This window comes from Mucilaginibacter lappiensis, from assembly GCF_050433765.1.
Classification (GTDB): Bacteria; Bacteroidota; Bacteroidia; order Sphingobacteriales; family Sphingobacteriaceae; genus Mucilaginibacter; species Mucilaginibacter lappiensis_A.
In genome coordinates, this window is the sequence record NZ_JBNPWP010000003.1 from 204693 (window position 1) to 226979 (window position 22287).

16 protein-coding genes are annotated in these 22287 nt (G+C 42.6%); 7 read left to right on the forward strand and 9 right to left on the reverse strand.

All coding sequences use genetic code 11. From position 1 onward, the window contains the following. Nucleotides 1-26: 26 nt before the first annotated feature. From M2273_RS11105 to M2273_RS11120, 4 genes are all read left to right on the forward strand, one after another. On the forward strand, nucleotides 27-1685 hold the full coding sequence (locus M2273_RS11105; protein ID WP_429396724.1) for a RagB/SusD family nutrient uptake outer membrane protein: 1659 nt from the start codon (nucleotides 27-29) through the stop codon (nucleotides 1683-1685). Between the two features lie 195 nt (nucleotides 1686-1880). Further along, nucleotides 1881-2675, forward strand: a complete 795-nt coding sequence (locus M2273_RS11110; RefSeq protein WP_429396726.1) for a rhamnogalacturonan acetylesterase — start codon at nucleotides 1881-1883, stop codon at nucleotides 2673-2675. After that, nucleotides 2665-4320 (forward strand): glycoside hydrolase family 43 protein, encoded by a 1656-nt coding sequence (locus M2273_RS11115; protein WP_429396728.1) that lies wholly within the window; start codon nucleotides 2665-2667, stop codon nucleotides 4318-4320. Before M2273_RS11110 ends, M2273_RS11115 begins: the two co-directional genes overlap by 11 nt. A gap of 114 nt (nucleotides 4321-4434) precedes the next feature. Beyond that, complete coding sequence (locus tag M2273_RS11120) at nucleotides 4435-5646, forward strand: glycoside hydrolase family 88/105 protein (protein ID WP_429396730.1); 1212 nt, start codon at nucleotides 4435-4437, stop codon at nucleotides 5644-5646. Nucleotides 5647-5718: 72 nt separating this feature from the next. On the opposite strand, the gene M2273_RS11125 is transcribed toward M2273_RS11120, so the two are convergent. The 6 genes from M2273_RS11125 to M2273_RS11150 all read right to left on the reverse strand — a co-directional run bounded on the left by M2273_RS11125 (nucleotide 5719) and on the right by M2273_RS11150 (nucleotide 16229). Next, a complete protein-coding gene (locus tag M2273_RS11125; RefSeq protein ID WP_429396732.1) occupies nucleotides 5719-7083 on the reverse strand; it encodes a hypothetical protein in 1365 nt (454 codons plus the stop codon). Between the two features lie 29 nt (nucleotides 7084-7112). Then, nucleotides 7113-8516, reverse strand: a complete 1404-nt coding sequence (locus M2273_RS11130; protein WP_429396734.1) for a glycoside hydrolase family 88/105 protein — start codon at nucleotides 8514-8516, stop codon at nucleotides 7113-7115. 140 nt (nucleotides 8517-8656) lie between these two features. Continuing rightward, nucleotides 8657-10630, reverse strand: a complete 1974-nt coding sequence (locus M2273_RS11135) for a RagB/SusD family nutrient uptake outer membrane protein (RefSeq protein WP_429396736.1) — start codon at nucleotides 10628-10630, stop codon at nucleotides 8657-8659. 29 nt (nucleotides 10631-10659) lie between these two features. Continuing rightward, nucleotides 10660-14133, reverse strand: coding sequence for a TonB-dependent receptor (locus tag M2273_RS11140; RefSeq protein WP_429396738.1), 3474 nt, complete (start codon nucleotides 14131-14133; stop codon nucleotides 10660-10662). 223 nt (nucleotides 14134-14356) lie between these two features. Next, the gene (locus M2273_RS11145; RefSeq protein ID WP_429396740.1) at nucleotides 14357-15556 is read right to left on the reverse strand and encodes a FecR family protein; all 1200 of its coding nucleotides are present in this window, start codon (nucleotides 15554-15556) and stop codon (nucleotides 14357-14359) included. A 109-nt stretch (nucleotides 15557-15665) separates the two neighbouring features. Beyond that, nucleotides 15666-16229 (reverse strand): RNA polymerase sigma-70 factor, encoded by a 564-nt coding sequence (locus tag M2273_RS11150; protein WP_429396742.1) that lies wholly within the window; start codon nucleotides 16227-16229, stop codon nucleotides 15666-15668. Nucleotides 16230-16633: 404 nt separating this feature from the next. Between M2273_RS11150 and M2273_RS11155 the strand changes: the two genes are divergently transcribed. From M2273_RS11155 to M2273_RS11165, 3 genes are all read left to right on the forward strand, one after another. Next, nucleotides 16634-17605: a DUF6268 family outer membrane beta-barrel protein gene (locus tag M2273_RS11155; protein WP_429396744.1), complete on the forward strand. Its 972-nt coding sequence runs from the start codon at nucleotides 16634-16636 to the stop codon at nucleotides 17603-17605. Nucleotides 17606-17628: 23 nt separating this feature from the next. Continuing rightward, a complete protein-coding gene (locus tag M2273_RS11160) occupies nucleotides 17629-18879 on the forward strand; it encodes a fumarylacetoacetate hydrolase family protein (protein WP_429396746.1) in 1251 nt (416 codons plus the stop codon). 229 nt (nucleotides 18880-19108) lie between these two features. Next, complete coding sequence (locus M2273_RS11165) at nucleotides 19109-19690, forward strand: Crp/Fnr family transcriptional regulator (protein ID WP_429396748.1); 582 nt, start codon at nucleotides 19109-19111, stop codon at nucleotides 19688-19690. 377 nt (nucleotides 19691-20067) lie between these two features. On the opposite strand, the gene M2273_RS11170 is transcribed toward M2273_RS11165, so the two are convergent. The 3 genes from M2273_RS11170 to M2273_RS11180 form a co-directional block, all read right to left on the reverse strand. Beyond that, nucleotides 20068-20472, reverse strand: coding sequence for a cupin domain-containing protein (locus M2273_RS11170; RefSeq protein ID WP_429396750.1), 405 nt, complete (start codon nucleotides 20470-20472; stop codon nucleotides 20068-20070). A 46-nt stretch (nucleotides 20473-20518) separates the two neighbouring features. Continuing rightward, nucleotides 20519-21322, reverse strand: coding sequence for a pirin family protein (locus M2273_RS11175; protein WP_429396751.1), 804 nt, complete (start codon nucleotides 21320-21322; stop codon nucleotides 20519-20521). Between the two features lie 71 nt (nucleotides 21323-21393). After that, a complete protein-coding gene (locus tag M2273_RS11180; RefSeq protein ID WP_429396753.1) occupies nucleotides 21394-22272 on the reverse strand; it encodes an NmrA/HSCARG family protein in 879 nt (292 codons plus the stop codon). Nucleotides 22273-22287: the final 15 nt, after the last annotated feature.

Sequence of the window (22287 nt, forward strand, 5' to 3'; positions counted from 1 at the left end):
AAATACTAATATTTAAAAAATATATTATGAAAAAATTACTAAAAAGCTGGGCACTGTTACTCATAGCCATTGCCGCTTCATTTAGTGCCTGCAACAAAAAGCTTGAAGAATATAATCCAAGTAATTTAACCGCTACAACTGTTTATACCAAGGCAGTTGGCTTTGAAACATTAGTTAACGCGGCCTATACCTATACCCGGTTTTGGTATGGTAAAGAGGAGGGATACCTGGCATCTGAAATGGGAACAGATATATGGACAAGCGGCACCGGCGATCCATACCCCATGTTTACCCAATACATCAATTTTCAAGGTACTGCCGATCCGCTGCCGCTATTATGGAACAATATGTATGCCGGTGTAAATTTATGCAATACAGGTATAGCACAAATTGCTGCTGTAACAGATTATACGCCAGCCCAAAAACTGAACCGCGAAGCCGAACTGCGTTTTTTAAGAGCATTTTATTACTGGCACATTGTTGAAACCTGGGGCGGAGTAAACTTTACTACCCAACCAACTGAAGGTGCTAATACCGTAGCTAATAAAACACCGGTAGAAACTTTTTACAACCAGATATTTGAGGACCTCAAATTCGCGGTAGCTAATTTAACCCCCACCACTGCCGATTATGGCCGTGCCACAATACCGGTAGCCAAAGCCTTTTTAGCGCGGATGTATTTAACCCGCGGTATGAATACCGAAGCATTTAACATGGCCGATGATGTAATTAAAAACTATGGCTATGTATTGCAACCAAAGTATGCAGATCTGTGGAATATGGGGAACCTGAAAAATAAGGAGGTAATTTGGGCCGTTGATTATTCAACCAATTTGGCCAATAACGATCTTACATCGGCAACTTATCCAAACGGGCACTACCGTGGCTCAAACAACGGGCACTTAATGTACCTCATGGTTTATGACCAGGTAAATACAAGCTTGCTCATCCGGGATATTCCAAACGGAAGGCCATTTAACAGGTATATGCCCACTTTGGCTTATTTAAATATGTTTGATCAGCAAAATGATTCACGTTATGCCGGTTCTTTTCAAAGTGTTTGGTATGCTAATAAAGCCGGTACTTATAATGGCAATACTATTAAAGTAGGCGATACGGTTTGCTACACACCTAATGCTACTATACCGGTAGCATCACAAAGCAGTAAATATGTTACTTACGACCTGGCTAAGGTATATGCATCAAACGGGGTGCCCATTCAGCGTAAGTTTTATGTTTCTTTATCGAAATTTAAAGATTCAACACGCGCAAGCGTAGCTGAGGCTCAAAGTGCCCGCGATGTTTTTGTGATCAGGCTGGCAGAGATGTATCTGATTGCTGCCGAGGCAAAATTAAACCTGGGCGACCCTGGAACCGCGGCAACTTACATTAACGTACTCAGAACAAGAGCGGCAAAAACCGGACGCACAGCAGAAATGCAGATCACGGCTGCACAGGTTAATATCGACTTTATTTTAGACGAAAGAGCGCGCGAGTTAGGTGGCGAACAGCTACGATGGTTTGATTTGAAACGAACGGGAAAATTAGCAAGTCGTATCCAGGCCATGAATCCGGATGCGGCTATTAATTTCAAACCATACCATTTGGTAAGACCGATACCCCAGGGACAAATTGATGCCGTGACTAATAAAGATGTGTTTAAACAAAACCCGGGGTATAATTAAATTTTTAAAGAGGAGGAGTTTAATAGCTCCCCTCTTTAAAAATTTCTGAGCGCTTAACAATTATATACTCCGGCATTCACAGTGTTACGATGCCATGGGGTAATTAAATAAGAAATGAATAAATTGTTTGCCTCAGAACGTGTCTTTGTCGGACCGGAAGAGAAAGAATAATTATGATAACTAAAACTCGAAAATATGACGCATAGGAACAGCAATATTAAATTTAGAACTATATTTTCATGTGTTTTAATAAGCGCGGCGTTGCTGATGTCTTTTCTTATTGTTCCCGGCCGCATCACCGTTTATCTGGCGGGTGATTCCACGATGTCCAACAAACAGCCTAAGGCTTTTCCCGAGACAGGCTGGGGGATGCCTTTCAGCTCGTTTTTTGATAGCACGGTAACTGTAGATAACCGAGCACAGAATGGCCGGAGTACTAAAACATTCATCAGTGAAGGCTTATGGGATTCCATTACTGGCAGCTTACAGGAGGGCGATTATGTGTTTATACAATTTGGCCATAATGATGAAGTGCCCACCAAAAAGAGCTATATCAATGAACAGGGATACCAGGATAATTTATTAAGATTCATTCGCGAAACGAGGGACAAAAAAGCAAACCCGGTATTGCTGACACCCGTGGCACGAAGAAAGTTTGATACGACAGGAACTATCGTGGGGACACACGAAGTGTATTCCGCGATTGTACGTAAACTGGCAGCAGAGCAAAAAGTTCCGCTGATTGATCTGGATAGGGAGAGTCAGGCTTTATTGCAAAAGCTTGGGCCCGAGGGATCAAAAAAATTATTTAATTACCTGACGCCGGGAGAAAGTATTAACTATCCGAAAGGCCAGGCTGACAATACACACTTTAATGAACTGGGAGCCCGAAAAATGGCCGAGATTGTTTTAGAAGGTATCCGGTCATTAAAGCTTGAACTTGCCCGGCATATTGCCCCTTCAAAACTTAAACCAGCCTATGAAAAATAAACTGGTGTTCATTACACTATTAATTACAACCGGACAGATTTTTGCCCAGCAAAAAAAGCAAATACCCACAGCAGGTACCAATTACATCTCTAAGGTATGGGTGTCAGATCGGGGTAATGGTACCTATAAAAACCCGGTGATAAACGCCGATTATTCTGATCCGGATGCCATTCGTGTTGGAGACGATTTCTATCTTGTTTCTTCCAGCTTTGAAGCAATTCCGGGTTTGCCTGTATTGCATTCAAAAGATCTGGTTAACTGGAGTATAGTAGGCCATGCGTTATTGAAGCAGCCGCCCTTTGATCATTTTGATGTGCCTCGGCATGGCGATGGGGTCTGGGCCCCTGCTATCCGTTATTACCATAACGAATTTTATATCTATTATCCCGACCCTGATTTTGGCATTTATCTGGTAAAGGCTCAAAATCCTGCCGGCCCCTGGAGCAAACCTGTTATGGTGATGGAAGGCAAAGGTATAATAGATCCCTGCCCGCTGCTGGATAGCGATGGCAGCATGTACCTTGTACATGGCTTTGCAGGCAGCCGGGCCGGTATAAAAAGCGTGATTGCCGTAAACAAACTGAGCAAAGATGGAACCAGGGTAGTGGACGATGGGGTGATTGTTTATGACGGACATGAAACTGACCCGACCATTGAAGGCCCGAAATTTTATAAGCGCAACGGATATTACTACATTTTTGCCCCGGCCGGTGGTGTACCCACAGGCTGGCAGTTGGTGCTGCGTTCAAAAAATATTTATGGACCGTACGAACGGCGGGTGGTAATGGATCAGGGGAAAAGCACCACCAACGGTCCGCATCAGGGGGCATGGGTAAACACACCAACAGGAGAGGATTGGTTCCTGCATTTTCAGGATAAGGGCGTTTACGGCCGTGTGGTGCATTTACAGCCTATGGCGTGGAAGGATAACTGGCCGGTTATTGGCGTTGATAAGGATGGCGACGGTAAAGGTGAACCTGTATTGACTTATAAAAAGCCTAATGTTGGTAAAATATATCCGGTAACCACCCCGCAGGAAAGCGACGAATTTAACAGCGCACTTCCGGGTTTACAATGGCAATGGATGGCCAACGCAAAGCCCGTATGGATGTTTATGAATACCGCTAAGGGAGCTTTGAGGCTGTACAGCTATCAATTGCCAAATGATGCCGCTAATCTGTGGTTTGCGCCAAATGTGCTATCACAAAAGTTTCCGGCTGATGAATTTACGGCTACCACCAAAATAACCTTTACGCCTAATTTAAAGCTGGAGGGCGAAAAAACTGGACTTACTATTATGGGGTTCAGCTATGCCAACATAGCCATGAAAAGTAAAAAGGATGGCGTATACCTGGTGTTTACAACTTGTGTGGACGCGGATAAAGGCAAAGCAGAAGAGGAGGAGCTTATTACAAAACTATCGTCTTCAACCATTTATTTACGTGTTAAGGTAACGAAGAATGCTGTATGCAACTTCAGCTATAGCACCGATGGAGTAGACTTTAAGGATACCGGCCGGCCATTTACCGCCGAGGCTGGCCGTTGGATTGGCGCCAAGATTGGCTTGTTTTGCACACGTACAAATCAGATCAATGATTCGGGGTATGCTGATATAGACTGGTTTAGGATTACGGCCAATAATTAATACAATAAGGTATGGGTCATGCCTAAATGCATATCAATAATTTGTTAGTCAACAATAAATAAAAATAAAATGAAGATGATCCGGTTGGTTTATCATCACCAAAAATGAATTTGTATGAGAATTGATCAATGTAAAAAGAGATGTCTGTTTTTTATTGCCATAATCGCGCTTTGTTCACCGGCATTACAGGCTCAAGACGAACAGCCTTATTCACAGCGCATGGCACAAACGGTTATGACTATTTGGAAAGATAGCTTGCCAACCGGCGACAAGTGGACCTATGACCAGGGCGTGATTTTGAAAGGAATAGAAGGTATTTGGCAACAAACCGGCGACGAAAAATACTTCACATACATACAGCATTGTATGGATAGATACGTTACACCTGATGGCAATATACGCACCTACCGGCAAGCCGATTACAATATAGATAATGTGTTATGCGGTCGTAATTTATTAACGCTATATAAGGTGCTGGGCACCGAAAAATACTATAAAGCGGCAACATTGCTGCGCGACCAATTACGGAAACAACCGCGGGTGCACGAGGGAGGCTTTTGGCATAAAAACCGCTACCCAAACCAGATGTGGCTGGACGGTTTATATATGGGTGAACCTTTTTATGCTGAATATGCCGCTACTTTTCATGAGGATACCGCTTTCAATGATATTGCCAAACAATTTATCTTAATGGAAGCGAAAGCCCGGGACACAAAAACAGGGCTGCTGTACCATGGCTGGGATCAAAGTAAAAAAGAGCGCTGGGCTAACCCGGAAACCGGCTTGTCACCTAATTTTTGGGGCCGGGCTATGGGGTGGTATGGTATGGCATTGGTTGATGTGCTTGATCATTTTCCGGCGCAGCATCCAAAACGCGCTGAATTATTGGCGATACTTAACCGGTTTGCCACCGCAATTGTTAAGTATCAGGATAAAAATTCTGGCTTGTGGTACCAGGTACTTGATAGAGGTACCGCCCAGGGAAATTACCCGGAAGCATCAGCATCGTGCATGTTTGTATATACTATGGCAAAAGCAGTAAGACAAGGATATTTGAAACCAGCCTATTTACCTTCCGTTCAAAAAGGGTATAACGGAATTATCAAAAAATTTATTGAAACAGATGCGAATGGTCAGCTAAATCTTAACGGGACAGTGAGTGTATCAGGTCTTGGAGGAAAACCATATCGTGACGGAAGCTACGCGTATTATTTGAGCGAAAAGGTGATAACAAACGACGCTAAGGGCGTTGGGGCATTTATATTAGCCAGTGTGGAGGTGGAACGTTTAACTGATCTGAATAATAAGAAAACAAAACTGAACTGAGACTAAAAACACCGGCCAGCTAAATTTATGCTGGCTCGGTGACGGTTGACGGATTTAAATCATGTGCTGTTATTATTTCTGTTTATAAGTACGCTTTAGCCAGGCTTCCGGAACTGGCACAATGCAAATGTTCATAGACCGATTATCCTCGGAAAGCATGGCCGACTGGATCTCGATCCGGGTACCATCCGGGCTGAAAGTTGGGTGCGGATGATCTGCCGCTGTAACCTTGTGCCCTGTGGTAAGTAATATCATTTCATGGGTATGCCTGTCTATCAGGTACAAACCCCTGTCAAAGTCATCGCCTACAGCAAACCTGCCATCAACCGATCCGCTTACGTGCCATAACCCGCTGCCCGAAGGTGTTTGACCGGCAATGGTCATTTCTCTTGTTCTGATATTCACAATACCCAGTCCTGTCGGTTTCTCGCGTGTGCCTGAAGGTCCCCACGCTGCTTCCTGTCCCGGGTTGGCTCCGTTTACCGCTGTTCCTGCAGCTGTAGTACCCACAGTGTTGGGTATTTTACGATGTCCCATGATAGAGAAAGCAACCTCATCCTTAGTAATAACAGCCTCGTGCGTTACCCATTCATAAGGAGATTCAGGATAAAGTGGGCGCAATCCAGTACCATCGGCATTTACTATCCAGGTACGTTGTGGAGATTTGCCACCCGTTTCCCAGCAAAAAATAATTTCGCCTGCTACCCAGGGGTTTGTTTGAATATGACCTACCTGAAATGGTACCGCGACAACGTGTTTTATTTCACCGGTTTTAATATTCATTCCGGCAATACCTGATGGTCCTGCACCCATTTTGCGCGGGCCAAAGGCTTCTTCAAGTTTAGTGCCCGGAGCTAAACGTCGGGCGGCTTCGGCCTTTCCTATACGGAAATAAGCCCAGTCTTCAGCACCGTCAAGTGCCATATCACCGCCAGCCCCTATCTCAGGCGGCGTTGTTCCGCAAATGCGCTGGTAATGATCGGCAGATTTTAATTTTCCCGATTTACTATCGGCAAAAAGCGAAGCCAGATCAACCTCTACAATTTCCATTGATCCTTCCGGGGCCGATTTGGGTGGGTTACGCATAAAATATAATTTCATGCTCTTGCGGGCAATATTTAACATGCCAACATAGCCACCTTCCGTTACCTGCACCATTTCTCCCGTTTTTTCATTTACAGCTATGGCTTCGCCATGAACACGATCTGACCGGAAGATGAGCCATTGCATGTCAGATGTCCATTGATTATGTGTTTGATAGATCTTAGAATCACCGGCGGGTGTACTGGTTAAAAAAGTTAGCATGGTTCCGGTTATGGGATCTTTAACTACCTTACGTTCAGACGGAAAACGTTTGCCGATTTGTGCATGAGCAGGAAAATAAGTAAAAACCAGGGCCAATGCCGCGGTAATAACTGTATAGCGTTTTATATTCATATTAATCATGAGGTTTAGGTTGATAATGTTTATTTATTTACCTGTACTGAACTATCGTTAATTACAAACGGGTGATTTTGCAGCATACGGTAAATTTCGGCCCCGGCAAGCAAAACCGGGCCGTAACCATGCGCGGCATAGTTGTTTACCGGGCGATAATAATAAAAGGCAGGATCGAAACCCATACCTGTACCTACGCATACGCCTTCTACCTGACCCTTATCATTTACTTTGGTGCTTACGGCGTTCCAGGCCAAAAGCGCCGCAGGGCCGTAAGCTTTAGCATCCAGCCATCCCTTATTAATTGCCCGCGCAAAGCAATAAGCGTAAATGGCCGTAGCAGATGTTTCCAGATACGAATCGTTACGGTCAAGCAACTGGTGCCAGAAACCGGTTGCATCCTGGAGCTGGGCAAGGCCAGCAGTGTGTTTCTTTAACATTTCTATCAGTATTGCTCTCCCCGGATGATCTTGCGGAAGTGCGTCAAGCAATTCTATTTTTGTTAAAATAGCCCAGCCATTTGCCCTGGCCCAATGAAACTGCGGATGCGGATCCATGTCCTGGATCCAGCCATGCATATATAATCCGCGTTCGGGGTTAAACATGCGTTTACTGAATAGCTCATATTGTTTTACAGCTTCATCAAAATACTTCCTGTCGCCGGTAAGCACACCCATTTGGGCAAGCGCGGGCAGACTCATATACAGGTCATCAAGCCATAAGGTATTGGGTTGAGGACGATTGCGCGCCAGTGTACCATCGGCTAAACGAAACTGTTTTGTGAGGATAAAGTTGAGATAGTTATCAATTATCGGCCGCAGATCAGATTTTACTGCCCCGGCTTTCAAGGCCTTGATCATTGCGGCAGCCATTGATCCGGCATCGTCAAGCGCCTGCGGTTCAATCACCGATTTTACAGGTGTTAATGCCTGCGGAGCGCTTTTGAGGTAATTCTTAAATCCTGAAACCGCGCTTCCGATATAATTTAGCCTGTTTAGGGTATAGTCGGTAAACCGCTTATCGCCGGTTGCAGCTCCCGCCTCCAGCATGCCGGTATAGGTTACTCCCCATTCATAGCTGATCAGCCTGAAATCGCCCTGTGCAAAAACGCTGTTAGCGTTTAACTTGGAGAGTGCGCTGATATTTTGCCCACTTGATTTATCAATTAACTGATAAGGTGTAACCTCATTCAAGTAATGATAAACCCGGTCAAGAACAGCTTTAACATCGGCCTGTTTAGTTTCACCATAAGGGGTTATATAAGCAGGCTTCAGCAAATGCAGTGGGGTAGTAGCATCGTTATTTTTTGAAGTAGTATTTTGACTGTATGATGCCTGTGAAATAGTTTGAAATAACAATGTAGCAAAACAGCAATTTAAAACAAGCCGCGAAAACCCGCGATTTGTTTTTGGTTTGGTATCAGATTGGTTCATTTAAAGCGCAATTAATGTATGGTTGATGTATTAGTTATAAAGTTATCATATTAGTCATTCTCCAATCTGTATTAAACAGCATATTAATAACTACCCAAACAGGATATTCCTGTTTGGGTAGTTATTACAGATAAATATTGTTACCATCCCGGATTCTGGTATTCCGTTTTTTGACCGGGTTGCATAGGTTGGCCGTTTATGGTTGTGGCATCAATCTGCACCTGTGGAATAGGTCTTAACTTATCCCTGACTACAATACTGGTGGCATCTTTATTAAACAATTTTGTTCTGTCATATAATGTTTCTGTACGCACCAGATCTTCCCAACGATAAAATTCGCCACATAGTTCACGCGTACGTTCATTGAGCATAAAATGAATAAAGCGATCAGATGTACCGGCAACCGTTGGCGGATAATTCTCACTCGCGGCGTTAGTTGTAAATAAATCCATCGTTGCCATCAACTGCGGATAAGTATCAGATACGTCGCCAGGTGTGCTGCCGTCAAACATATAAGTTTGCGGGTTCTTAAATTCACCGGCATGGTAGGCTGCTCTTTGCCGTATTTTATTGATATACATAAGCGCGGTATTGTAATCGCCTTTACGGCCATACGCTTCTGCAGCAATCAGGTAAGTTTCGGCTAAACGGGCAACTATACCGTTACGGATGCCCCGTTCTTCATTATAATCGCTCGTTACACGCACCGGATCAAGCATTTTTACCAAAGTAAGGTACTTGTTATTGTTAAAACCCTGCTGTATAGCGCCACCCGGTGTAGCGGTATAATACCGGGCATAAACGGTGTACCTGTACTTAGCTATTTGTGCAGTGGTTAACGGATTGTTTTTCGTATTCACAATAAATAATGCCGCGGTATCTCCTACACCAAACCTGTTAGCGCCCACCAATGATGGATTAGGTGCATCGCCCGCTGTAAATTTAGGTGTACCCGCGTTGGTGTTAGAATAAAACACCGTACGGAAGCTTTTATAAAAACGCGAATCGTTTTTTCGGTCGAACAGGTCAATGGTATAATCTGAAGGGCCTAAACGGCGATAGGGCCTGCCGTTAAAATTATCGGTATTACGGGCCAAACCGGGGATACCCACATCGTACTGGCAAATGTAATACTCATGCGTACGGTTACCACTGGAGCCATTCAAGGTAAGATCTTTGATAAACTGGGCTGCGAAAATGATCTCTTTGCTGGCCTGCGCTGTCTGGAACTTGCTGATATCGCCTGAAGGGGCAGAACCATTTTGCCCGATGGCAGGTGTGGCTACCTTTGGATAACCCGCCGGGTAAACGCCATTCCAGATATTCATATAATCGCTTTCCAGCACATAATACGGGCTGTTAATTACTTGCGTGGCATAATAAGCCGCACTGTCAATATCTGTTGGCTGCTGGCCGCGTACATCATGAACCGCGCTGCCACGGGTTAAATACACCTTAGCCAGGAAATGCTGCGCTGCACCCTGGGTAGCCCTGCCCTGATCTGTTGTTGTTGGAGAAAGGTTAACGGCTGCATAGCGAAGATCATTGATAATTTGTTTATACACCCCGGCAACAGAGGCGCGCGCAAAATCAGTTTGCTTGCCTGTGATAGGTTGTAATACTAAAGGCACGCCTGCAAACTGCTGCACCAGTTGGAAATAGTAATATCCTCTCAGAAACCTAAGTTCGGCCGTGCGCTGGGTAACCTGCGCTTGTGTGCCAAGCGTTTTAGACGACGTGCTTTTGAAAAGCGGTAATTGCTGAAGTCCCATGTTACAACGCCCAATGCCCTGGTAGTTATTTACCCATAAGCCATTTAATAAACCTTCGGCCGAGTTAAGGCTCGCGGTATAACTGTTATAATATTCATAGTTAAACTGGTCGCCTTCAATAAACTCATCGGTGCCAAAATTGTATAAGGCATAAGCCTGCTCGCCTTCAAATTTGTTACGAACCGGCGTATAGGCCGATCTTACCAGATCCTCCAAACCCTGATCGGTATTATAATACTCCTGCGTAAGGGTACTTACCAATTCTTCTTTAAGGTATTTCTTACATGATGTAATACTTAAACCCATCATGAGCATCATAACCTGAATGATATATTTTTTCATTTTATTATCTTTAATTGTTACCATTTTGTTTATAAGCCCGCTTTTATACCAAATACTAAGCTCCTGTAACTGTATGATGTAGGTACAGGATTATTGGTACTGCTTGATGGATATGAACTTACATAAGGCACCGTTTCGGGATCATAGGTTTTATACTTACTAAACAGGAATGGATTAACCGCGTTAACAGAAAAGGATAAACTTCGCATCTTTATTTTGCTCAGCAGCGAGGCCGGGATCTGGTAGGAAAGCAAGATACTTCTTACCCGCACAAATGATCCGTCCCTGAAACCATTGGCCTGCCAGTAAAGCGGAATATCGCTGGTAAGGTTAGGCTGCGGATAATCATTAGATGGATTGGATGGCGTCCAGTAATTTAGTTTTATTGATTCATACCGACCAACAAGCGTAGGCCTTGGGTCGCGGATCAGCCCGCCGTGGCTGATATATACAAAGGCCGATAATTCAAACCCTTTGTAGCTAATAGTATTATTAATGCTGCCTGTCCATTGAGGGTTTGGCGAACCGAGCACTACTTTATCGGCTTCAGTTATAGTAGTATCTCCATTCATATCCTGAACACGGATCCTACCGGGCTGTAAGGCGGTATTTGACTTGTTGCCGGCCTTTTTCCAAAAATAGTCATACAGAATACCGCCCGGCTGGGCATCACTGTTCTGGAATATGCCTTGCCGCTGATAATCATAATATGCCCTGACCGGGGCGCCTATGAACCATTGGCTGGAGATATTATTATTACCTGAACCATCAAGTTGCGTAATAGCCTCCTTGTTTTTAGAGAATACAAAGTCGGTTGTCCATTTAAATCCACCATGATTAACATTAACTGTGGTAAGGGCCACCTCAATACCCCGGTTCCTGACCTTGCCAAGATTTACCGTTATATTGCTATAACCAGACGCATCAGGTAATTTTTGGGGCTGAATTTCATTTGAATTAGATTCGTAAACATCAATTGAACCCGAAACCCTTCCTCTAAACAAACCATAATCCAGACCTATATTTTTGGTTACCGTTTTTTCCCAGGTTAAATCGGGCAGCGGCAAACCATTAGGTGCATAGCCCTGCGCCGGCGTTTGACCAAAATTATAGTACGACTGGCTTAAAGTGCCATTGGTTAAATATGGTCTGATACCTGAGTTGCCTACCGAACCTATACCTCCCCGCACCTTTAACTGATCAATAAAACTTACATTTTTCATAAAGTTTTCCTGATCAATACGCCAGGCTACTGAGCCCGAAGGAAACGCCTTACCCTTATGCTGCTCAGACAGTACAGACGAGCCGTCATACCTTTCTGCTAATGTTAAAATGTACTTGCTATTATAGGCGTAAATTACCCTTCCTAAAAATGACGCTAACTGGTATTGCGAAAAACCTCCGCGATAGGTCACTACACCGCTCGCATTGTTTTGTAAAGAATACCATCGTTGCGACTCATAGTTAAGGCCTGTAGCCGAAGCGCTGGTTGAATCTCTTCTGTCTTTCACCAGCTCTTGTACCGCTGTTACACTGATATCGTGCTTTTTGGCGATGGTAGTATTATATGACAACTGGTTTTGCAGTGTCCAGGTTAAGTTTGAACTTGTATTGTAAGAAGCGCTCGCTGCCCCACCAGCCCTGACTGATGATTGCGAGCCATTAAACGCGCCATTTCTGGCACTTGATACGTCGGCACCAAATGTACTCTTCAGGGTTAAACCTTTGTAGATATTAGCCTGTACATACGCATTGGCTAAAAGGTGGCTCACCCTGTTTTCATTAATTACACTCTTAACATCATTAATCGGGTTGATGATATTGCTATCGTTACCGGGGAACAATACAAAATTACCGCTGCTGTCATAAGGCTCGGCCAAAGGCAATTGTCCGGAGACAGCGCCGTATATGTCTGAACCTGTATTTTGTATGGCATTGGCATAAGTGATATTACCACCTGTGCTAAAAAAACTTACAGGCCGGTAACTAATACTATTTGAGATACTATACCGGGTATAGTCCTGCCCTGGTATAATACCCTTTTGTTTCAGATAACCCAGTGAAAAGGCATTGCTGAATTTCTCGGAACCTCCGGATATGGAAAAATTTTGATTTTGTGTTGAACCTGTTCTTAATCCCAGTTTCTGCCAGTCAAAGGTTGATACTTTGGAGGCATCATAAAGTGGTATGTTATCCTGCACAGGATAACCAAGGCTTGTAAGCAAGGCCTTTTCAGCGTCTGTAGCAGGCCGTGTAGCTACATCAAATATGTTGTTTGCGGGGTCGTATTTGGTAAAGGTATAACCAGCCATCACTTTATTTAAAACGTTGGGATCAGCACCAAAAAGCTTATAGTCGGATGCAGGATCGGGGAAATACTGTTGATTACCACTTGTGGTACTTAAGCTTGAATTATATGATTTGCCACCTACATAAGCATCTCTTTTAAACTGCGCGTATTCGCCGCCGTTAAATATGGCCAGCTTGCGTAATATATTATCAAATGACGTACTACCGCTATAATTAACGGTTACCTTACCCGCTTTTCCTTTTCTTGTGGTAACCTGTATAACGCCGTTAGCGCCTCTTGAACCATATATAGCTGTAGCCGATGCATCTTTCAGTACGTCGACCGATTCAATATCAAGAGGGTTAATATCATCAATACTATAGGAAACCGGAACACCATCTACCACAAATAAAGGGTCGTTAGTGGCATTTAATGAACGGGTACCCCTGATACGTATAGCCGACCCGGAACCTGGGCGATAAGAACTTGGTGTTGCAACCAAACCCGGCGCCTGCCCCTGTAAGGCGGTGCTTAAGTTAGCTGCCGGTATTCGGTCCATTTTTTCAACATTAACGGATGCTATAGCGCTTGATACATCGCCCCTTTTTTGGGTACCGTAACCAATTACTACCACTTCACTTAATGCTTTTGATTCGGGCAATAGCTGAACATTCACCACATGACCGGCACCTATGGTAACTTCCTGTGTTTTGAAGCCCACAAAACTAAATATCAATACGCCATTTTGAACATTATCACTGGGCGTATGCAGGCTATATGTGCCGCTAACATCAGTAACTGCAGTAGCATTTGTGCCTTTGAGTTTAACACTTACCCCAGGCAATGGCTGGCCAACTTCATCAGTAACCTTACCCGTTATTACTGCGGGGGGCAACGGTGTTGTCATTTCAGGAGTTACCCCTTTTGGTTTTAAAATAATGGTTTTATCTAAAATCTGATAGGTAAAGGGCTGGTCGGCAAAGCATGCAGCCAATACAGTTTCCAAAGGCACATCCGTTACCTCAATGGAAACCTTTTTCGTTTTTTGAAGCAGCTCATCAGCGTACAAAAATCTGTAATTAACCTGCTTGTTAATTTGCTGAAATATGGTTTGCAATGAAACATTTTTTTCTGACAGTGTAACGGTTTGCGAATACGAAATCGCGCTTACATGCATACTACATATCAGTAAAATAACAGAGGTTAGCTTCATAATCAGGAGTGCTTTAAATACCGGTCTTCTCATCCGGCAAAAACATTCATAGTAAAAATTAAAATTCATACTTTTGCATCATATAGGTTGAATAATCAATTGGTTAGTAATTGCATACGGCCAGCTGGTGATCCTGTATTTACCGGGGGCGCTGCAACGCTTCCGGTTTCTTGATCAAAGCTTTTTTATTTGGTTTTATCTCTTTAAAATTTGTGTGGCCCCATTACCTGGTTACGATAATTTTGCGGCCATCAATACTGAAATGAACTCCTCCTGTCAGTTCAAGCATATTTAATATTTGCGATATGTTATTCTTGCGCGAAATACTCCCGGAGATATGGGTTTGAGGTATTTCATCCTTGTATTCAACTTCAACATTATACCACCGGGCTACCTGCTTCATCACGCTTTTTATATCTTGTTTGTCAAAAATGAAAAAGTCATTTTTCCAGGCAACAGATCCACTAACATCAATAGTATTTATTTTAATTTTTGAGGAGTTACGCCCGATATAGGCTTGTTGTCCCGGCACTATCATTTTGCTATATCCATCCCGGTATATTTTAACTGATCCTTCTAATAAAGTGGTTTTCACAGTTCCCTCATCGCTATAGGCGTGTATATTAAAATGAGTACCTAATACCTGTACCACCGTATTGTTCGAAAACACTTTAAATGGTTTTAGTTTATTCCTAGCGACTTCAAAATAAGCTTCACCAGTTAAATAAACCTTCCGCTCAAACATGTTAAACACTACCGGGAATTTTAAAGAAGATGCCGAGTTAAGCCAAACCATGCTCCCATCGGGCAATGTTATTTTGTATTTGCACCCTGCAGGAATAGTAATTATATGGTATTGATTTGTACTAAAGCCACTGCCATTACCTGTTACATGGTAACTGACCATACCATGATTGGATGTGATTTTTAAACCGGCATATTTTTTAACTATACCTGCTGTACTGCCGTCGATCGTTATTACAGAACCATCAGTTAAAGTGAGGTTTGCTTTATCAGTTCCGGGAGGCACGTCATTTTTGTATTTGATATTTCCTGGTACCGTAGCCTGCAATTTTAAAACGGGCTGTGATCTTTTATAAAGTATAGCTGTTGCAGAAAGGATGATGAGAATGATAGCCGCGTATTTCCATTTTTTGATGAAAATATAAACCTTATCAGTAAACGATACTTTTTGAGTTCGCATTACTATATTTTGCCAGGCATCCCTGGTTTTTATGGTAGCAAGAAAATTCAGGTCGGATTTTATCAATTCTTCGTCCTGTAGTTTTTCCAGTAGTAATGCATTTTCAGGATTTTCATTTATCCAGGCTTTCAGCTTAATTTCTTCAATAGCAGATAACTCACCCTTTAAGTGCTTAATAATAAGAACAGCATATTGATAAGCTTCGTAATTGTTGTTCATAAATAATATTTAGGCTGTGCTGGAGCACTTATATTGGTATTATCACTAAAGACACCTTACTGTAACAAAAGGGTGACAAGAAAAAAAATGTTTTTTTATAAGAGCGGGATTAGAGATGGGTAAGAGCAATTAACACAACAAAAAGCTCGGGGCTTAAATGGCCTCTCAGTACCTTAAGCGCCCTTTGTTTTTGTGTTTTTACCGTATTAATCGATATGCCCAATACATTAGCTATCTGGTTATTTTTCATATCATCCAGATAACTCATACGAAATATTTGCTGGCAGCTGCCGGGCAGCAGTGCTATTGCTTTATATATCTCTGCTAATACTTCGGTTCTGACTATGTTATTGAATATGGCTTCCTCAACAGGAATGCTAGGCAGGCTGTTGATATGTTGTTCGGCTACTTTATTATGCCGGATAACATTCAGACTTGCATTTTTTACAGTGCTATAGAGAAAATTTTTTATTGCTGCGGGATTATTAGAAATATGATCGCTGTTATCCCAAAATTTAACAAAGGCATCCTGTGCAATGTCTTCGGCCTGCGGTTTGTTGTTAACAATCTGGTATGAAAAATATACCAGGCGGCTGTAATAATCGTTAAATAAATTTTTAACATCAACCCATCGGCAAGTTTCAATCTGGTGACCTAAAATATCATTTTCCATAAATTATAGTTAGGCATAGGAAGTATTTTATTAAGCTGGATTTTAAATCAGCGGCTACAATAATAATTGGTTAACTAATATCAAATAAATCCTCCCTTCAAGCATCCTGTTGTGTCCTGTACAGAATACAATACACAATATTTAATAATAGTTAATTAATTGGTCTTAGAAATTTGCAGAAAACGATATAGTAGAGCAATTAAAAATCTTAAGTCAACTGAAGGCGGCCTAACAGTTTTAATTTGCCTAATCTTCAACAGAAAAATCTCCAACCGTAAATATTTCCAGCTTTTAAAACATATTACAGAACCTTCGATATTGATAAACATCAATGAGTTTCGGAATAGAGGTAGATAGTTTTGTGACATTCCATAGGGGACGTTAACAAACTAAAACTATAAGAAATGAAAATCAATATCCGAAAATCAATACTAACGCGACAGGGCGCAAAACCTACCCGCTTGCTTGCCCATTTTATTACAATTGTAACCATGCTGTTCATGCTTATACCGGGGTTAAGCTTCGGCCAGGGGTATGTCGAAGGGGTAAATATCAGTTATGAGTATATGCCTATGAAGATCGAAACACCGTCCGGTGTCCAGAAATTCACCGGTAGTAATCTCAAAATAGCTACTGCGATCCCTATTTTTCTAACCCCTAACAAATCTAAATACCTGATCGTTGGTGGCAACCTGGAAGCTTTCAACTTTTCCGGCACTCATCCTGATTTTGAGGTCAAAAGGGTTTACAGCATTTCGCCCACATTAGGTTATAGCACCACGGTCAGCAAAAGCTTCAATCTGACCGCCTTGCTCACACCAACCATGAACAGTGATTATAAGGATGTCAAAAGCTCCGACATTAAATTTGGCGCCATTGTGCGGGGAAGCTGGAAGGCAAGCGACAATCTAACCTGGAGAGGTATAATTGGCTACCGGAGGCAGTTCTATGGTCCGCAGTATGTGGCCCTGGTGGGCATGGACTGGAAGGTGAATGAGAAGTGGCAGATATTCGGTGATATTCCACATAACCTTACCGCCAGTTATACGGTAAATCAAAAAGTAAATGCCGGTTTTAATCTGTTCGTTCAGAATTCAACATACCGGCTCAACAACCAGGACCGCTATTTTGAATATAATACGGTAAATCCCGGCCTTTTTGTGGAACGTTACCTTTCCGCTAAATGGGCTGTCAGGGCAACGGCCGCTTATACGCTGATCAGGAACATGGAGATCTATAACAAGGATGATAAGGCTAAGGGATTTATCGATTTTGCCGAGCTGGGCGATCGTAAAGACCCGATCAACCCTGAAGTGTCGCCCGGCCTCGCTTTTAAAATAGGCTTGAGCTACAGAATTATTCCAGGGAAAAAGTAATCTATCATTAAACAAATATTATCATGACTAGAATATTAATGGGTTTGGCCGTTGGTGGTCTCCTGACGTTATTGGATATTTATCCCACCCATTCCCGCTTTTTGCCTGCATTGGAGATCATTAAGAATCGCAGACATCTGGTTAACATCATTATTGATACGGTTACTGAGATAAGCAGCTTCAAAAAGAACTTGCAGGTGATTAAACCACCGGAAGATGCACTTACACTAAGCAGATTCAGTAAAGACGGGCAGGTGCACACGCTCGCCGTATTGGAAGATGACGGCGAGACTGTTACAGGTGTAGATATAAGCGCTGAATTGAAGCGATATGACCGGAATTCATTTGATGTCATAAAAAACTTAGCATTCAATGAGGTTGTAAAACTTATTCGCACAGGTTCAAAGAAAGTTGTCGTAAAATACAAGGATCTGCTGCCCAGTATGGCTGGCAAAGAACATTTGGCTATCGGAATAAACTATGTGGAGCACGGCAAAGAAACCGGGCAGGTCAGGCCTTTTATGTTTCCAAAATATGTGGATACAGATCCGGCGGTCCACCAGTTAAATTATACAGAAGGGTGGCTTTTGGATCATGAGGTGGAACTGGGCATCGTATTTCCTTCAGCGGTCTGTTCAACTGCAGACCTTAACCGTATCATGATCGGATTTTTAGTGGTTAATGATTTTACAGACAGGGCTACTTTAATGCGTAAGATGGACAGTCAAAATGTAACAGGCGGCAGAGGGTTCCCGGATGCCAAAAGTAAAAAAGGGTTCTTGCCGACCGGCCCTTATATGGTCATTCCCAAAGATTGGCGGGCATTTGTCAAAGAATTACACCTGAAGCTTTCGGTCAATGGAGAATTACGCCAAAACGGGAGTGCGAAAGACATGGTTTGGAATATAGATAAAATCATTGAACAATCGCTATCGATAAGGCGCCAAAAGAAAAGTTTTTATCAGGATAAAATGGTTAAATTATTTGAAGGCAATTGCATCCCGGCAAACAGTATTGTCATCACCGGAACGCCGTCAGGAGTTGTGTTTAATGCGCCAACCAAAGGCTTCATTTTCGGTACAGTAACCAAGTATATATTCACGGGCGGATTTTTCAATGCGAAAATGCACCCCTATATTTTGCAGCAGTACTTAAAAAAGGAAATGACAAATCCGCGCTATCTCAAGCCCGGGGATCATGTAGAAAGTTCCGTTAACTATCTGGGAACGATAAAAACGAGCGTTAAAGAACACGTTCCAAAAGTACCGAAATAGAAAAGTACATAGCCGAGATGATTAAAAACATATTAGAATTCTTTGCAGTGTTACATGTACCCTGAAGTGTATCCGTTGGCGGGTTGGAAAGTTTAATGCTGCTGCCTGACCCGCTTCAACATGGTATCAATTAAGTTTTTTATATCTATATTAGGTAGAAACTTCGACGCTCAAAACTAAAAGACACGTTGTTGTTAAACCGAATTGATTAAGTAAACTTAATAATCACATGACCAATCCTCAGTCCCTCATAAAGATAGAACCATTTATAAGAACAATAGTTCAACCTAATGTGGAAGAATGGGAGGCTTTTACAAGGATCGTGCAATTCAAAAAACTAAAAAAGAAAGATCTGCTATTAGAGGAAGGGCAAGTTTGTAATTTTATAGCTTTTCTCAATTCCGGTGTCTTGCGGGAATACTCCTATCTGAATGGAAAGGAAACTACTGTAGATTTTGTGGGCGAAAATCAATTCGCCACTGATTATCAAAGCTTTATTTTGCAGATTCCTTCGGAGCAGTATTTGGAGGCCCTGACAGACGTGGATATGCTGGTTCTAAAAAAAGAAGGGATTAACACCCTGTTCGACAATTTTAAAATTTGGGAACGGTTTGGCAGACTGATCATTGAAAAGGTATTCTGCCAGGCCGAAGGGAAACGAAAAAAAATCATTTCCACTACTCACGAGGAACAGTATCATGAGTTTGTGGCTGCATATCCACAGATTATTCAACAAGTGCCACAATATTACATCGCTTCCTATTTAGGATTGACGCCGGAGCATCTAAGCAGGTTAAGGAAGAAAATTTAGCCCAGGATTGATATACAATTCCTCCTATCGTTAACTACTCTAACATATACCCTTGTTTTTCTTCACCTCAAAGCAGTGGTAGTTTGACGAGCTGTAAATAATTTTATTCAACATCGGTTGCAGTGTCGAATCTTACAAAAGTACATGAGCAATTTATTGACAATTCCTATAGATGCAAAAGGAGCGCATTTAAGGTGTTCGGGGGGAGTTGCTCCCGAACCTGCAATCGTTGATGAACTCAATATTTTTTTAAAAACTATTCAACAGAAAAGCCGCTCTACTTTCGTAACGCGACTTCGTAGACCTTACTCGGCAAATCTCGAACTGTTTTCTGGAGGATTTGAGGAAAATAGCATGTTGAGCTTTGTAGCTCACACTTAGTCCTCGACGGTGGCGTGCTCGATGCCGTACTTCGGCGCTGCTGCCTTCATGCGGGCGATTTCGGCCTCGTCGACCGGGGGGGCGGGGCCGTCGTTGATTGCTGGCTGACCGGACTCACGGAAGAAATCCTCGAACCCGCCGGGCCCGATGGCATGCACCTCATCGCCGATATGGATTTCGAAAGTTCCGTCGAGCACATACCAGAACTCGTCCTCATTGGTGTGGATGTGTGGCGGAGGCCCACCGCCGGGGGCAGTCAGGCACTCAACCACTGTATAGCTTTTACCAGTCGTCGCAGCAGTCGCCTTGAGCGTCAACGCATAGGCTACAAACCTGATGCGCTCGCCTTCGCCTGCGGTTTTAGCAAAGCCCTTGATAATGTTTGTGTCGTTGTTATTCATAATGGGATTTATTCATTACTTATGATGATATTTATCCCGGACTAATTTATTTTTGTGCTGTTAGTTTTATTTCCCCATACTTTCCTGCATAGAAATCCCGGTAGGCAGTTGCTATTTCCGTTTGTGAATTCATTACAAACGGACCTTCGGCTACTACAGGTTCTGTATATTCTTCACCGCCAAATAACAGAACATCGACGGTTATTAAAGAAGTATTGTTTATTTCAATTTCACCGGGCGCTTTGTCAAATTCAATAAATTCACCCGCTTGAAACTCGGTGTCGTTTAGCACCACATTTTGTATGGGTAAAAAGGCCGCAACTTCTGTTTTACTTTCCATTGCTACTGGAAATTGTGCGCCTGCTTTCAATTGAATATGATACAAAAATTGCTTAGAATAATTGGGGATCTTCGAACTGAGGTCTTCATAGCTGCCAACAATTACTTTTAACCAGCCACTTTCATTTGGGAATTCTTTTTTGGGGATTTCGCCAGCTTGAACAGCTATATGAGCCGGTTTTTCGGCTTTGTTTGTTGCCGGTAGATTTATCCAAAATTGAAAACCCTGGATAAATTTGCTCTCTGTTTGGGAGTCGTAATTTAAATTTTCATCGTGGATTATTCCATTACCTGCTTTCATCCACTGTGCGCCTCCTGAATGAATTATCGCCTCATTTCCCGCACTGTCAAAATGCTCTACTTCGCCCTGAAGAATATAGGTTAATGTTGCAATGCCCCGGTGTGGATGGGCTCCCATACCATTTTTGGTTATGGTTTCTTTAAAGGCCGGGCGAACATAATCGAGAAATACAAAAGGACCAACTTTGTTAGCGTATCGATTAGGTAACATTCGTTGGATTGATAGTGGGCCTACGCAGCACTATTGCCTTTTGTTGAGAAACTCGTTTTCTTTTTCATTTTTTACTTGTTTTTACTCAGCCATTCCTGGAGTGGCACAAATTTGTGGGTGGCAGTTTCTTTTGCCAATTCAATTCGTGATGTTGAATCAGGTCCCATGTAAGTGTGTTTTTCAAAATATCCAAACATCTCAGCTAACTCCTTTGCCCCTTCAAAAAAAGTTGAAAATATTTCAGCCGGCACTTGTGAAAAGCTGTACTCTTTGCCATTGACTTTATAGGCTTCTATAATATCATTAAAACTGTACAACCCAGTTGCCAGGGCGAGGTAATTGCCGTTTCCAACTTTTTCGGGTTGCAAAAATGCACCGGCGACTACTTTTCCCAGGTCATTAATGTCCGACATGTGAATCGCTTTCTTTGTGGGGTCAATCGGTAATGTCCAACCGGTTGTGCCATCTTGTTTTGGCTGTGGCCCCATTATCCCAACAAGATTTTGATAATAAAATGGGGGTTGAACAAAAGTTGAATATTTGAACCCTGCACTTTTCACCAGATCATCCACCTTAGCTTTGCCGGTAAAATGAGGTACTTCAAATCCTGCTTCACTAATGAGCTCAACATCTGGAAGTGTTGACCAAATAAAATGTTGCACTCCCGTTGCTTTTGCCGCCTCTATGGCATTTTTACCTTGAGTAATTTCGTCGGCACCTTCCCAAAAGTTGGTTACCACAAATACACCATAAGCATTTGTAAAGGCATCTTTTAAGGATTGCAAGTCTTTTAGATCGGCATAAACTGCTTCATTTGCCTTGCCTGTATATTTTTCCGGATTCCGGGTTATTGCTTTTACATTAAAAGAGCCTTCATTTACAAGGGCATCTACAACACCTTTACCTTGTGAGCCGGTTGCTCCAATTACTACTATTGTTTGCTTTTTCATCTGTTTGTTTTATGA

What these genes read in the sequence shown, in the direction of transcription:
- M2273_RS11105 (WP_429396724.1), top strand. Translation starts at nt 27, where the DNA reads ATGAAAAAATTACTAAAAAGCTGGGCACTGTTACTCATAGCCATTGCC.
- M2273_RS11110 (WP_429396726.1), top strand. Translation starts at nt 1,881, where the DNA reads ATGACGCATAGGAACAGCAATATTAAATTTAGAACTATATTTTCATGT.
- M2273_RS11115 (WP_429396728.1), top strand. Translation starts at nt 2,665, where the DNA reads ATGAAAAATAAACTGGTGTTCATTACACTATTAATTACAACCGGACAG.
- M2273_RS11120 (WP_429396730.1), top strand. Translation starts at nt 4,435, where the DNA reads ATGAGAATTGATCAATGTAAAAAGAGATGTCTGTTTTTTATTGCCATA.
- M2273_RS11125 (WP_429396732.1), bottom strand. Translation starts at nt 7,083, where the DNA reads ATGAATATAAAACGCTATACAGTTATTACCGCGGCATTGGCCCTGGTT.
- M2273_RS11130 (WP_429396734.1), bottom strand. Translation starts at nt 8,516, where the DNA reads ATGAACCAATCTGATACCAAACCAAAAACAAATCGCGGGTTTTCGCGG.
- M2273_RS11135 (WP_429396736.1), bottom strand. Translation starts at nt 10,630, where the DNA reads ATGAAAAAATATATCATTCAGGTTATGATGCTCATGATGGGTTTAAGT.
- M2273_RS11140 (WP_429396738.1), bottom strand. Translation starts at nt 14,133, where the DNA reads ATGAAGCTAACCTCTGTTATTTTACTGATATGTAGTATGCATGTAAGC.
- M2273_RS11145 (WP_429396740.1), bottom strand. Translation starts at nt 15,556, where the DNA reads ATGAACAACAATTACGAAGCTTATCAATATGCTGTTCTTATTATTAAG.
- M2273_RS11150 (WP_429396742.1), bottom strand. Translation starts at nt 16,229, where the DNA reads ATGGAAAATGATATTTTAGGTCACCAGATTGAAACTTGCCGATGGGTT.
- M2273_RS11155 (WP_429396744.1), top strand. Translation starts at nt 16,634, where the DNA reads ATGAAAATCAATATCCGAAAATCAATACTAACGCGACAGGGCGCAAAA.
- M2273_RS11160 (WP_429396746.1), top strand. Translation starts at nt 17,629, where the DNA reads ATGACTAGAATATTAATGGGTTTGGCCGTTGGTGGTCTCCTGACGTTA.
- M2273_RS11165 (WP_429396748.1), top strand. Translation starts at nt 19,109, where the DNA reads ATGACCAATCCTCAGTCCCTCATAAAGATAGAACCATTTATAAGAACA.
- M2273_RS11170 (WP_429396750.1), bottom strand. Translation starts at nt 20,472, where the DNA reads ATGAATAACAACGACACAAACATTATCAAGGGCTTTGCTAAAACCGCA.
- M2273_RS11175 (WP_429396751.1), bottom strand. Translation starts at nt 21,322, where the DNA reads ATGTTACCTAATCGATACGCTAACAAAGTTGGTCCTTTTGTATTTCTC.
- M2273_RS11180 (WP_429396753.1), bottom strand. Translation starts at nt 22,272, where the DNA reads ATGAAAAAGCAAACAATAGTAGTAATTGGAGCAACCGGCTCACAAGGT.